At 58.3% G+C, this 12915-nt stretch carries 11 protein-coding genes; 6 read left to right on the top strand and 5 right to left on the bottom strand.

Annotated features, from left to right (window positions below; genetic code table 11):
- Positions 1-37: 37 nt before the first annotated feature.
- Both H3T93_RS05635 and iolD read right to left on the bottom strand, forming a co-directional pair.
- Complete coding sequence (locus H3T93_RS05635; protein WP_144178304.1) at positions 38-394, bottom strand: chorismate mutase; 357 nt, start codon at positions 392-394, stop codon at positions 38-40.
- Positions 395-489: 95 nt separating this feature from the next.
- Entirely contained in the window at positions 490-2379 is a 1890-nt protein-coding gene (iolD, locus tag H3T93_RS05630; protein ID WP_144178302.1) for a 3D-(3,5/4)-trihydroxycyclohexane-1,2-dione acylhydrolase (decyclizing), read from the bottom strand.
- Positions 2380-2829: 450 nt separating this feature from the next.
- On the opposite strand from iolD, the gene H3T93_RS05625 reads away from it, so the two are divergent.
- From H3T93_RS05625 to H3T93_RS05600, 6 genes are all read left to right on the top strand, one after another.
- On the top strand, positions 2830-4281 hold the full coding sequence (locus H3T93_RS05625) for a sugar porter family MFS transporter (RefSeq protein ID WP_186363981.1): 1452 nt from the start codon (positions 2830-2832) through the stop codon (positions 4279-4281).
- Positions 4282-4302: 21 nt separating this feature from the next.
- Positions 4303-4887, top strand: a complete 585-nt coding sequence (locus H3T93_RS05620; RefSeq protein WP_198214748.1) for a 5-deoxy-glucuronate isomerase — start codon at positions 4303-4305, stop codon at positions 4885-4887.
- Positions 4888-4954: 67 nt separating this feature from the next.
- Positions 4955-6064, top strand: a complete 1110-nt coding sequence (locus H3T93_RS05615) for an alcohol dehydrogenase catalytic domain-containing protein (RefSeq protein WP_110425843.1) — start codon at positions 4955-4957, stop codon at positions 6062-6064.
- 55 nt (positions 6065-6119) lie between these two features.
- Entirely contained in the window at positions 6120-7583 is a 1464-nt protein-coding gene (locus H3T93_RS05610; RefSeq protein WP_144177631.1) for an NAD-dependent succinate-semialdehyde dehydrogenase, read from the top strand.
- Between the two features lie 240 nt (positions 7584-7823).
- The gene (locus H3T93_RS05605; RefSeq protein ID WP_144177632.1) at positions 7824-9248 is read left to right on the top strand and encodes a sugar porter family MFS transporter; all 1425 of its coding nucleotides are present in this window, start codon (positions 7824-7826) and stop codon (positions 9246-9248) included.
- Positions 9249-9292: 44 nt separating this feature from the next.
- Positions 9293-10177: a sugar phosphate isomerase/epimerase family protein gene (locus H3T93_RS05600; RefSeq protein ID WP_046323413.1), complete on the top strand. Its 885-nt coding sequence runs from the start codon at positions 9293-9295 to the stop codon at positions 10175-10177.
- A 91-nt stretch (positions 10178-10268) separates the two neighbouring features.
- On the opposite strand, the gene H3T93_RS05595 is transcribed toward H3T93_RS05600, so the two are convergent.
- From H3T93_RS05595 to H3T93_RS05585, 3 genes are all read right to left on the bottom strand, one after another.
- Positions 10269-10556: a putative quinol monooxygenase gene (locus H3T93_RS05595; protein ID WP_144177633.1), complete on the bottom strand. Its 288-nt coding sequence runs from the start codon at positions 10554-10556 to the stop codon at positions 10269-10271.
- Positions 10557-10797: 241 nt separating this feature from the next.
- Entirely contained in the window at positions 10798-11739 is a 942-nt protein-coding gene (locus H3T93_RS05590) for a TIM barrel protein (protein WP_046323415.1), read from the bottom strand.
- Between the two features lie 9 nt (positions 11740-11748).
- On the bottom strand, positions 11749-12768 hold the full coding sequence (locus tag H3T93_RS05585) for a Gfo/Idh/MocA family protein (protein ID WP_144177634.1): 1020 nt from the start codon (positions 12766-12768) through the stop codon (positions 11749-11751).
- Positions 12769-12915 lie beyond the last annotated feature (147 nt).

Genomic DNA, 12915 nt, shown 5'->3' with positions numbered 1-12915 from the left:
ATCTACACCATCGACCATTAGCGTGCTATGGATTCCCTCAGCGCGAACCCAGCTGCCTGGCCAACTGTTCGTGACCCTGTTTAGCAGCGTCAGCCACCAGATGCAGATAAGCCTCAGCCAGATTCGGATCGAGGCCATAATTTTCAGCCTCGTCTCGCAAGGCCGCTATCTGTGAAGCCTCTCGGCGCAGGTCAGCTGAGGCGAATCCTGCCTGGGCCTTGAGCAGACCGATGCGGTGGGTCACCCTGAACCGTTCGGCCAGCATGGCGACAATAGCGGCATCGATGGTGTCCACATCGGCACGCAGTTCCTCCACCTGGCGGGCGGCCTCGGCCTGGGGTCCCCCGCTCTGCGCCTGGTCATCGATCACTGTTTCCATCTTCTCAGAGCTCATGGCAACAGTGTAATCCTGCCACCAAAGTTCCGACGGCCTGGTCTAAGGGCAGAGCGCTGTTAATGCAAATTTTGGACATTCCCGAAATCCGCAGGTTATAGATAGTTCCGCTGCAAATCGCGGATTCTCTCGTATTCCTGATGGGCTTTTATCGAGGATTCGATATGCGCCACCTCAGGAGTGGCCACCTCCCAGTAAGCGTCGGCTGCATCGTCACGTTCCACCGGTGCCACCTTTGCATAGATGGCGGTGATTTGATCACTGGCGAGCGCTTTTCGCAAAGCCTGATGCAGTTGGTCCGCATCCTCGACGGTATAGGTCTTGACCCCATACCCTTCAAGAATCTTGGGAAAATCAACCTGCAGCGGTTCCTTAAGATTCTGACGGCCGTTATCTCCCCGGTAGTAATACTTGGTCTCAAATCCTTGAGAGCCGACCTGCATGGACAGTGAATGAATCGATCCATAACCGCCGTTATCCAAGAGCAGCAATATGATTTTCTCCCGCTCCTGAATCGCCGTCAGTACATCCTGGTGGTACATGATGAAGGAGGCATCGCCGATGAAGGAGAAGATCTCCCTGCTCGGATCAGCCATTCGCATACCCAGGGCTGCAGGAATCTCATAGCCCATGCAGGAATAGCCGTACTCGACCGAGTAGCCAAGCGGACTACCCGCCTTCCAGAGCTTCTGAAGATCGCTGGGCATGGACCCGGCGGCGTTTACGACCACATCCTGGGGACGGGCGAATTCGTTGACGATGCCGATGACCTCCTTCTGCCCCAGCCCCTCAGTGCCCGGGATATGCTGGACCATGCGGTCTACAGCCTGCCGTTGCTCATCAGCCTTGGCCACGGCCTCACTGCGATAATCCTCGTCCACCTGCCAATCGCCCAAAACCTCCTGCAGCTCGCTCAGCGTCTCACGGGCATCGCCAATGACCGGAATGGCTGCCTCCTTGTGCGCATCGAATGACAGGACGTTGATATTGACGAAGTGCACCTGGGGATTCTGGAACATCGTGTTGGATGCCGAGGTGAAATCCGTATAGCGTGTGCCGACACCGATGATCAGGTCTGCAGTGTGGGCCAGGCGGTTGGCAAAGCGCAGTCCCAGAGCACCCATGGGGCCCGAGTTCATCGGATGGTCATAGGGCAGGGCGCCCTTGCCTGCCTGGGTGCTTCCGACCGGAATCCCGGTCTTCTCGGCGAATTCCGCCAAAACCTTGCTGGCCGACGAATACACGACGCCTCCGCCAGCAATGATCAGCGGGCGCTTCGAACTCTTGATGGCCTCAGCAGCCTGAGCCAGGGAATCCTTGTCTGGTCTGGTCCTGGGGATTCGCCAAATCCGCTCACGGAAGAGGTCGAGGTCGAAATCATAGGCTTCGGCCTGCACATCCTGAGGCAGACAAAGCGTCACAGCGCCGGTGGTGGCTGGGTTGGTCAAAGTCTCCATGGCTCTCATCAGGGAGGCCGACAGCTGCTCGGGCCGGTCGATTCGGTCCCAGTACCGGCTGACGGCCTTAAAGGAGTCATTGGCGGAAATATCGTTGGACTGTTCATTCTCAATCTGCTGCAGAACCGAGCCTGTCCGTCGGGTCGAGAAATAGTCGCTGGGAAGCAAAAGGACCGGCAGACGGTTGACCGTCGCAGTGCCAGCCGCAGTGATCATATTCGCAGCACCGGGTCCTATCGAGGTAGTGACGGCCATGGCTCCCATTCTGTTCATCTGGCGGGCGTAGCCGACGGCTATATGTGCCATGCCCTGCTCGTTCTTCCCCTGGATGAAACGGAATCGGTCGATCTCCTCCAAGAGCGCCTGCCCGACCCCGGCTACATTGCCATGGCCCAGAATGCCCAGAGCCCCGCCGAAGAAGGTGGATACCTGCCCATCCCTTTCCACTTTCTGGACCTCCAGAAAGCGAACGACGGCCTGTCCAACAGTCAGCCTGACTGTATTATCAGTCTTGCTCGTCCCTATCATTTCCTCGCACCTTTCCTATTAGCCGCCGTGACCCTCTCAAACTGGGGTAATGCAAACCCCGCGCTGTCCGCCATGGACTAGGCCTGCGGGGAACCGTCACCGCTTGCCCTAGTTCGCTAGGGTTAACGGTCCATAGGTCAATCATGGCCGTCGTCGGCCGCGCTCTTGGCAACCAAGGTATAAGAGCAAGTGATTTCATAACTATCCTGCATTTTTTGTATATCGCCCCGGTACCCCGCAATGCCATGCCTTTCTTCCTGCCCTCCGACAGCCCAAGGCAGAGGTTGAACCGGAATGAAGCCGTCTTAGAAAATGGCTAGGAATCTTATAAATACTTGCAGACCTGTCAGGATCACCCCTGGAGGATGCAAGGTTGTGGCCTAGAACTGGAGAACAACCAATGTCTGGAGACAGAGTCGTGCCAGACAGTATCAGCTGAAAGGAATGGCCATGTCGTCATTTGAAACGCTGGCTAAAGCCGAGAGCCCCGCTGAGCTATCCAAACGCCGCACCCGTTACACTCGGCTGATGATATGCCTGGGACTGTGCGCAGGGGGGCTGTATGGATACACGCTGACAGCCCTATCCGGCGCACTGATAACCATGAACATAGGATCAGGCCAGCTGGGCCGTCCCACCGACTTCGAACAGGGGCTCATCACCTCGGCAATGCTGCTGAGCGCAGCGGTAGGCGCCTTTGCGGGCGGCAACCTGAACAACCGCCTTGGGCCGAAAAAGATGATCCTGACCGGAGCAGTACTGGCAATCCCCGGGGCAGTAATCTGCGCTGTAACGCCCAGCATTCTTATCCTTTGCCTGGGCAGGGTCATTCTCGGCCTGGCAATCGGCTTCACATCGACCATCGTCCCTATTTATCTGGGGGAGATGACCGGAGCCGCCAATAGGGGACGCATCGTCTCGGTCAATTCAGTCATGATCGTGGTCGGACAGCTCCTGGCTGTGTCAGTCAACGCCATCCTGACACAGATGGGCATCGGCTGGAGGGCCATGCTGTGGGCGGCCGTCGTCCCAGGTATCCTGCTCCTGCTGATAGCCTTTGTCATCAAGGACAGCCCCGATTACCTGATTCGGCACGGTCTGCAGGATCAGGCCATCCAGCTTCTGACTGAAACCCGGGACCTGCCCGAGGCCGAACAGACCTTCAAATCGCTTTCCCAGGCCCGTGAGAACAGCAGTCAAACCGCCGCCCAGAACAACTCCGACAGCAGTTTTGCGACACCATGGCTGCGCAGGGTGCTGATAATTGGGATCGGGCTGGCTTTGATTAATCAGCTCAGCGGGCAGAATATGGTCAATTACTACGCCCCCACTATTTTCACCAAGACCTTGGGCTTTGCACCATCCATGTCCATACTGGCCACCGTACCTGTCATCTTGGTCTCCGCCATCGCCGCCACAATAGGCGGCCTGGGTTTCATCGACAAAATCAATCGACGGACCATTCTGACTGTCGGCCTGGTCGGCACGATTATTTTCCTGGTCGCTATCGGCATCAGCTACCGCTTTATTGATCCCTCCAGCAGTTCCCGTACTGCCTCCTGGGTCATGATTGCCATGATGATGATCTATCTGGTGTTTGTGCAGGGCATGGTAGCGCCGGTCACATGGCTCTTGATGGCCGAAGTCTTCCCCACCAGCGTCCGTGGCAAGGGCATGGGATACGCCAACATAGCGCTCAATTTGGCCAACTTCCTCTTGTCGCTGATCTTCCCGCTCCTGCTCAACGGCCTGGGAGGCTCGGGAACCTATCTGCTGTTCGCCCTTATCAACATCGGATGCCTGGTGTTTGCAATCACCATGATTCCCGAGACCAGAGGGAAAAGCCTGGAGGAGATTGAGGCCGAAGAGCGCGCCTTGGGACAGCGGAAGTCAAAGGATTGAATAAAGGAGACAGGATGACTCATCGGGGGGGGGGGGGGGGGGCGGGTCGCCGTCGCATCAGCGCCCGCCAGCACCCACTACCCAGATCAGCTGGTCAAGGCGGAAGACAATGAAACCGTCCTCAGGGGCAACGGGCCCACCTCCAGGCAGGCCCGAAACTTCGGCATGATGAACAACATCGAAGCTGAACGGCTGTTGGTATGCGAGGTCATCACCCCCAGCGGCAGCTGGTCCTCCTACCCCGTCCACAAACATGACCGGAACAATGACCATGAGACCGCTCTCGAGGAAATTTACTACTTCCAGATGAGGGCGCTGCCGGGTGCCCCTGACCAGGCCCGGCCCCTGGCCTACCAAGGTGCCAGCACAGCCGACGAACGGCCTCTGAATATTATGACCGAAGTGCATCCCGGCGATACGGTGCTCATCCCCTACGGCTGGCATGGTCCCTCCATCGCCGCCCCCGGATACGACCTTTACTATCTGAATGTGATGGGCGGCGGCGGACAGCGCGACTGGAAGGTGACCATCCGCGACGATCAGACCTGGATCAATCAAGCCCTGCAGAGCCAGCCCCGCAATGACCGGCTGCCCATGATCGACTAAAAGGGGCTCGGATCGCAGATTTCTATTGCAACAGAACAACTCCAACCACCAACAAGGAGAGCACTATATGGACATCACCGGCGCTGTGCTGAGGACGATGGGTACGCCCGGCCCGTATGCACGGACCAGACCGCTGTCTATCGAACACCTTGAACTGGATCCGCCCCAGCAGGACGAGATATTGGTCAAGGTCACCGCTTCCGGCATCTGCCATTCAGACCTGTCGGTCGTCAACGGCAGCAGACCGAGGCCCATGCCGATGCTGCTGGGCCATGAGACCACGGGCATCGTGCAGGCCTTAGGGCCTGGGGTCGAGGACTTGAAGGTCGGGCAGCATGTCACCCTGGCCTTTCTGCCTCGCTGCGGCAAGTGCGCCAACTGCCTGACAGGCGGCCGGCTGCCCTGCACTCCTGGCTCCAAGGCCAATCAGGCCGGCACCCTGATGAACGGTGGCATTCGCATCCACAAGGGACCGGAGCGGATATATCACCACGTAGGTGTCTCCGGCTTCGCCACCTACGCCGTCGTCGATCGACGCTCAGCTGTGCCTGTCCCTGAGGAACTTCCCTCTGCCATAGCAGCCGTCCTGGGTTGCGCCGTCCTCACCGGCGGAGGCGCCGTGCTCAACGCCGCCGATCCCCAGGACGGGCAGGATGTCATGGTGGTCGGACTGGGCGGAGTCGGCATGAGCGCCCTGTTGACGGCTGCAGCACTGGGCAGAGGCCGGGTCATAGGGGTGGACCGCAACAAGGATAAGTTCAACGATGCCTTGGGCATGGGCGCCACCGATGTCTACACGGTTGACGAAGCCCTAAGCAAGGGCATCAAAGCGCCTATCGTCATCGAGGCAGCCGGCGCTCCAGGAGTCCTGGACCAGGCCTTCGAACTGACGGACATCGGTGGCAAAACCATCACGGTAGGGTTCCCGGATCCCTCGGTCAGAGCGTCACTGCCATCCAGCGTCATCACCGGTGAGGCACGAACCGTCATCGGCAGCTACCTGGGATCGGCGGTCCCCGCTCAAGACATACCCAGATATGCCCGACTATGGCTGGACGGCAAGCTGCCGGTGGAAAAGCTCATCAGCAATCACATCAGGCTTGACGACATCAACGAAGCCATGGACGACCTCGACAGGGGCCAGGCCTTGCGGCAAATCATCGAATTCGACTCATGAGCCAAGACCCGGGCCGGACTAGCACCGCTTACGCCTTGATGAGAAAGGACACACAGTGAAGTGGACAAAGAAAATCGACACAGTGCTGCCAGAGGCATCGAACACCCTGTTTATCAACGGGCAATGGAGGAAATCCCGGACGGGACGAACATTCGCCGTCGACAACCCATCAACTGGCGAGCGCCTGTTCGAACTGGCCGATGCCGGAGCTGAGGATGCCATTGATGCCCTGGATGCCGCAAGTTCCAGCGCCGAAGGCTGGGCAGCCTCTACGCCCGTCGAGCGCCGAAATCTGCTGGATAACAGCTACGAGGCGGTCATGGACAACAAGAAGCTCTTTGCCGAGCTCATGACCAAGGAAATGGGCAAGACATACCAGGAAGCCCTGGGCGAGGTCGATTATGGAGCCGGCTTCCTCAAGTGGTTTGCCGAAGAGGCCATGCGCTCATATGGACGGACCTTCCACCTGCCCGACGGCCGCAAGGGCCTGGTGACCCACGATCCCGTGGGCCCCTGCTATCTGGTGACGCCCTGGAACTTCCCCTTGGCTATGGCCACCCGGAAAATCGGACCTGCGCTGGCAGCCGGTGACACCATGATTGTCAAGCCCGCCGGTTTGACGCCGCTGACAACTCTGGCCATGGTTGAGGTCCTCCGCCAGGCCGGCGTTCCCGACGGAGTAGTCAACGTCATTACTTCAGAGCACTCCCCCGAAATATCCGATGCGCTCTTCGCCGACGGTCGACTGCGGAAGATCAGTTTCACAGGCTCCACCACGGTTGGCAAGACCCTGATGAAGCAGGCCGCCGACCAGGTTCTGCGCACATCCATGGAGCTGGGTGGCAACGCCCCCTTCCTGGTCTTCGACGATGCGGACATCGACCAGGCAGTCCAGGGAGTCATGATGGCCAAGTTCCGCAACAACGGCCAGGCCTGCACCTCCGCCAACAGAATTTTCGTCCAGGACGGCATAGCCGATGAATTCGTCAACAAGCTTCAGCGGGCGGTCAGCGCTCTGAAAGTCGGGGACGGCATGGACCCCTCCACGGATATCGGGCCGCTTATCAACAAGAAGGCAGTGGACCGCATGGAGCGCATCGTCAAAGATGCCGTGGATGCCGGGGCCGACCTGCTGGCAGGCGGCCATCGCTCCGATCTCGGCAAATGCTTCTTCCAGCCCACACTCCTGGACCATGTGCCGCGGGAGTGCGAAGTCTTCCGTGAGGAGATTTTCGGCCCCGTGCTGCCTATCTCCCGATTCAGTAGCGACGAAGAAGGAATGAAGGCAGCCAATAACACCATCTATGGTCTGGCCGCCTATGCCTACACCAGATCGATCAAGCGCAGCGAGTGGGTCCAAGGCCATGCTCAAGCCGGCGTGCTCGCCATCAACTCCAGTGTCCTCTCCGATGCTTCAGTGCCTTTCGGAGGTGTCAAGCAGTCCGGCATGGGCCGTGAGGGCGGCAGCGAAGGCATCTACGAGTACCTGACCACCAAGTACACGCTCCTTATTCCCTGATCGCCTGCAAGACCGACCATCCTCCTTCCACAAGAAGCGAGCGCCGACCATCAATATCTTGGTTGGTGTTCGCTTCTTGTTGTTTCGGAAACGCGCACATCTGATATCAGTATTTATAGAAAACGCCTCTCCCCCTCATTGGGACGCTCAATTTTCCTTAGGCTTATAGCAGTCAGATCCACCGCCGATAACGATGTCAGAGCATTGGATACGGCATCATGCCAACTTGGAGGAACACCCATGTCCACCACCTATAGGGAGATCAGCCGCAACCTCGACATAGAGAAGCTAGCCGCCAACCGACGGCGATACTCCAGACTCATGATCGCTCTGGGCATTTTCGGAGGCGGTCTGTATGGCTACACAACCGTGGTCCTATCGGGGGCCCTGGTCACCATGAACTTCCACGGACAGGGACTCAACGCCTTCCAACAGGGAGTCCTGACAGCAGGGCTCCTCCTGGGCGCTGCCGTGGGATCCTTCCTGGGAGGCTCGTTGGCCGACCGATACGGCCGGAAGAAAATGATCATCACCGGTTCCTGCATCTCACTGCTGGCTTGCGCGGCCTGTGCACTGGCGACCGACTTCTCCCTCTTCCTCATTGCCAGAATCTCAGTCGGACTGGGTGTTGGATTCACCTCCTGCGTGGTGCCTATGGCCATCGGCGAGCTGGCTTCGGCGGACAAACGCGGCCGCTTGGTGTCTGTCAACTCGGTAATGATCAATATTGCGCAGCTCCTGGCTACCTGCGTCAACGCCATATTGGCCAAGGTCGCCGACTGGCATGCCATGCTCTGGGCCAGCGTAGTGCCCGCGCTTTGCCTGGTCATCATCGCATTTCTTATTCATGACACACCCAACTACTTCATTCGCCATGGCATGGACGATCAGGCCGTGCGCGTCCTGCTCTCCACACGCGATGAACAGGAAGCCAAGCAGACCTATGAGTCCATGCAGGCCAGTCTGGCCTCCTCCAGCCGAGACTCACAGCACGCCAAGAAGGAGAGCTTCTCCACGCCCTGGCTCCGGCGGGTGCTCATCGTTGGCATAGGCCTGGCCGTCATGCAGCAGTTCTCCGGAGTCAACGCCATCAACTTCTTTGCCCCCACCATCTTCTCGACCACGCTGGGATTCGGATCAACTGATTCAGTCATCGCCATGGTGCCGGTCATGCTGGTCTCGGCCATAGCCGCCGTGGTATTTGGCCTGATTCTGATCGACAAGATCGATCGCAGAACCGACCTGCTGATAGGCACGGCCGGCGTGACCGTATTCCTGACCGCCATCGGCATCTGCTACCTCTTCATTCAGGGAGGCAACACCAGCAAGGCTATGTCCTGGACCTTGATCGCCATCATGATGATTTACCTGCTCTTCGCCCAAGGAAGCATGGCACCCGTCACCTGGCTGATGATCGCCGAAATCTTCCCCACCGCAGTCAGGGGTCAGGGGATGGCATACGCCAATATCGCCGTCAACACCTCCAGCTTCATACTGACATTGATTTTTCCGGTCATGCTCGAAAAACTGGGCGGTGCAGGCTCCTTCTTCGTTTTCGCACTGATCAACGCGGGCGCCTTCCTTTTCACCAAGGCCCTGGTTCCGGAGACACGCGGCAAAACCTTGGCCCAGATAGAAGCGGAGGCCCGGCAACGCGTTAAGTGATGCCACACAAAACAACAACGCATACAAGCATCAGGAGGAGTGACATGGCTCTCATCAGCATGAATCAGACCGTGACCATGTACGGCAACGTACGAACCGATATACGTCTGGCCAAGGAGGCCGGCTACGACGGCATTGACCTGCAGACACCCAAACTCTACCGTTACCTGGACAAGGGATTCACTGCAAAGAGCCTGCTGCCTCTGCTTGACGGGCTCGCGGTCAGCGACATCGGGTCCATTCAGGACATCGAGCGGGAGGGATCCGCTGCCAGGGATCTGATGGACGAGGTGCGACGCATGTGCCAGGTGGCCTCTGAACTGGGGGCCCAGTACATCCAACTGTGCACAGGACCGGGACGGTGGGAGGTGGTCGAGGACTATGCTGCGGGCAGGCTCGCCGATGATGACCCCCGATACCGAGGCTTCCTGGGACGCGATGAGGCAGAGATGATCCGCGTTACCGCCCAAAACGTCCAAGAGGCTGCAGACATCGCAGCCGACTTCAACCTAGGCATCTATCTGGAGCCCCTGGCCTGGGCTCCGCTCAACCGCTGCAGGCAGATACTGGAGGTCATCGATCAGGCTTCCAGACCCAACATCGGTTTGGCCGTGGACACCTGGCAGTTCTATTCGGCCGGGGATACTCCTGACGACGTGCGGGCGCTGCCGGGAGATCTGATCAAGGCCGTTCACGTATCTGACGGGCTGGCTCTGACCCCCGGCAAGGATGTTGCCAACATGGACATCTACCGCAACACCATGATCGGAGGCGGCGTCATCCCCCTGCAGGAATGGCTGGATGCCGTGAAATCCACTGGCTTCGACGGCTGGTATTGCCCCGAGATCTTCTCCGACAGAGCCAGCGAAGAGGATATGGCGACCATGGCCGCCCTCACCCGGCAGACCATAGCCAGCCTGCTCTACTGAAACTTGCAGCCAAGCAGCCCGGCCCCTGGTACCGGACCGGGCTGTCCTCTATGAGATCATCCGTTGATACGCCAATGTCAGCAGGCGAGAATCAGACCAGCTGACTGCTGATGATGTCCTGAACGCCCTCCTCAGTCAGGTCGCACATCTTAGGGAAAAGCGTCTTGAAATGTTGGCTCTGGCAGTGGGCTTCGTGGCTGTCTGGCGTGGGCCAGAACTCGATGAAAGCAAATTCGTTGTGATTATCCGCTCGCTGAACAAAATGGTAGCCGCCGCATTGTGGCTCAGCGGCTGACTTGCGAGCAAGCTCAGTCATCACTTTCAAAAATTCGTCCATGTTCTCGTCCTTGACGTGGACCGTGGCGTAAATGACTTCCATGACCTGTAATCCCTTTCAGACAAACACATACGCACGCCAGCTATTGGCGGTTTACGACATGCGACGACCGTCAAAAAATGGGCCGGGGTGAGGGCTATCGGCTCAACCAGAACATCTGACTGCGAGAGCCATACTTGTTGCTGCCCCGCTCCACCCCTGGGCCTGTTGAAAAAAGAAAACCGGCATCCGACAGTATTCGCATACACATCGCCAGACACCGGTTCCGTTGACATATTGAGGATCAGAGAGTACCCAGACCGCAGGAAGCGAGATACTCGCGGGTCTTGATCGCATTAGGCAGAGGGAAGGAGGGATCAGCAGGATAGAGATCCTGCTCGCAGATCACATACATCTCCTTGTCCAAGGCCGCCAAGGCGTCGACCAACTCCTGCATATCAGGTTCGCCGGCCGGGGGTGTCACCGATGCGCCGCGGGCCACCGCTTCGCCGAAAGGCCAGTCCTTCTCATGGGCTTCCTTGACCAAAGCCGGGTCGAAAGCCTTGATATGAACGTAGGTAATCCTTTCAGGATACTTCTTGACCATCTCGATAGGATCACCGCCGCCGTACACGATATGGCCGGTATCCAGGCACAGATTCACATATTCAGGATCCGTGTTCTCGAAGATCCTGGCGATCTCCTCAGGGGTTTCGATATGGGAATCGCCATGAGGATGCAGGACCATCTTCAGCCCATAGTCCTCTTTCATGATCTTGCCCAGCTTGTTGGCATTGGTAATGTAGGTGTTCCAAGCCTCGGGGGACAGGACGCGGTCATCGGTCCACTCCCAGGTCTTGTCATCACGGTAGAGCGGCGGCAGATGCACAATGTACTCTGCGCCGACAGCGGCATGGGTCTCGGCGATCTCGCGGAAGTGCCGCTCGGTCTCCGGCCATTGTTCCGGCTTGTGCAGGACTCCCCAGCTGGTTCCGGCCACCACCTTCATGCCGTATTCATCGGTCCAAGCCTTGAGCTCCTTGGGATCCTTGGGGAAGTAACCCCAGGGGCCTGTTTCAAGAATCTCGAATCCGGCCTCAGCCATCTCCTTCATTGTCTGACGGGGAGGAATCTGCTTGTCGTCATTGTCGAACCAGACACCCCACTGGTCCGGGCATACACCGATGGACAGCTTGGAGTATTTGGGATCCTTCAGATTGCGCGCCTTGCCCTTGTTGTTCGTCATGATCGCGCCTTACTGCTCTTGGAAGAAGGACGGGGTCTCGGGCAGCTCGATCTTCTTGCGGACGCCGCCCTCGTCGCGCGAAGCGAAGAGCGCATCGCAGGTCACGCAGGCAATGAGGCCATCCCAGGAGGTGGGGCCGGTCAGCTGGTCGGCGTTGATGCCGTCCACGAAGGCCTGCATCTCGCGGTCATAAGCCTCCTTGAAACGCACGGTGAAGTCATTGGGAATGGACTCGCGCTCGGACTCGGCCACCTTGACGATGGTGTTCTGCGGAGTGTGCAGGGCGATCTCGCCCTCCTCGCAGACCACACGGCAGTTGATGTCGTAGCCCATGTGGTTGCAGACGAAGACCTCCAGGTCGATGTGGACGCCGGACTTGGTGTCCATCTCGATGATCTGCGGATCATGCAGCCCCTTGTGGGTGTGGCGGGTCTGCTTCTTGGGCAGGAAGCAGAAGACCGAGTCATAGTCCTCGCCCAGCAGCCAGTGCAGCACGTCCACCTCATGGATGGCAGTCTCCACAATGGCCATATCGGAGTTGTAGTTGAGCGGGGTGTCCTCATTGCGGTGGGCGCAATGAATCAGCAGGGGCTCACCGTAGGTCTTGTTCTGAATGGCCTGCTTGATCTCCTGGTAGCCCTGATCGAAGCGGCGCATGAAGCCCACCTGGACCAGACGCTTACCTCCGGCGATCTCGGCATCGACCACGCGACGGCAGCCGGCAGCGGAAGTGGTCAAAGGCTTCTCGCTGAGCACATACTTCTTCTGCTTGATGGCTTCAAGAACAAACTGCTCATGGGTCTCATGAGGCAGGGTCGCCACCACGACAGCGTCGATGTCCGGGGAGTCAATCAGGTCCTTGCCTGTTGCATAGACCTTGGCCCCGTACAGATCAGCCATCTTCTGAGCCCGTTCCGGTATCAGATCGCAGACGCCGGCGAGAGTGGCACCGTTGATTCTGGTCGAAAGACGCTTGGCATGGTCGGAACCCATGGTTCCAACACCGATGATTCCTATACGTAGTGTCATCTTCGTTCACTTTCCCTTGGCGATGTAATTGCTATCGCTGTAATTACTTTGTTATTGAGGGAGCTGCACTGCGTCCCTCTCATTGCATCGTAGGGTGCCACGCACTCCCCGACTGCTGCCAATCGACCGGGAAAACACCTTTTCTTA

The sequence above is a fragment of the Bifidobacterium sp. M0404 genome (genome assembly GCF_016101415.1).
GTDB lineage: Bacteria > Actinomycetota > Actinomycetes > Actinomycetales > Bifidobacteriaceae > Bombiscardovia > Bombiscardovia polysaccharolytica.
The sequence above is the reverse complement of the archived record's forward strand: the minus strand, read 5'-3'. Positions and strand labels throughout refer to the sequence as shown.

Excerpts from the sequence above, each read along its gene's own strand:
- H3T93_RS05590 (WP_046323415.1), bottom strand. The coding sequence starts at position 11,739 with ATGACGAACAACAAGGGCAAGGCGCGCAATCTGAAGGATCCCAAATAC.
- H3T93_RS05585 (WP_144177634.1), bottom strand. The coding sequence starts at position 12,768 with ATGACACTACGTATAGGAATCATCGGTGTTGGAACCATGGGTTCCGAC.
- H3T93_RS05595 (WP_144177633.1), bottom strand. The coding sequence starts at position 10,556 with ATGGAAGTCATTTACGCCACGGTCCACGTCAAGGACGAGAACATGGAC.
- H3T93_RS05635 (WP_144178304.1), bottom strand. The coding sequence starts at position 394 with ATGAGCTCTGAGAAGATGGAAACAGTGATCGATGACCAGGCGCAGAGC.
- iolD (WP_144178302.1), bottom strand. The coding sequence starts at position 2,379 with ATGATAGGGACGAGCAAGACTGATAATACAGTCAGGCTGACTGTTGGA.
- H3T93_RS05615 (WP_110425843.1), top strand. The coding sequence starts at position 4,955 with ATGGACATCACCGGCGCTGTGCTGAGGACGATGGGTACGCCCGGCCCG.
- H3T93_RS05600 (WP_046323413.1), top strand. The coding sequence starts at position 9,293 with ATGGCTCTCATCAGCATGAATCAGACCGTGACCATGTACGGCAACGTA.
- H3T93_RS05625 (WP_186363981.1), top strand. The coding sequence starts at position 2,830 with ATGTCGTCATTTGAAACGCTGGCTAAAGCCGAGAGCCCCGCTGAGCTA.
- H3T93_RS05605 (WP_144177632.1), top strand. The coding sequence starts at position 7,824 with ATGTCCACCACCTATAGGGAGATCAGCCGCAACCTCGACATAGAGAAG.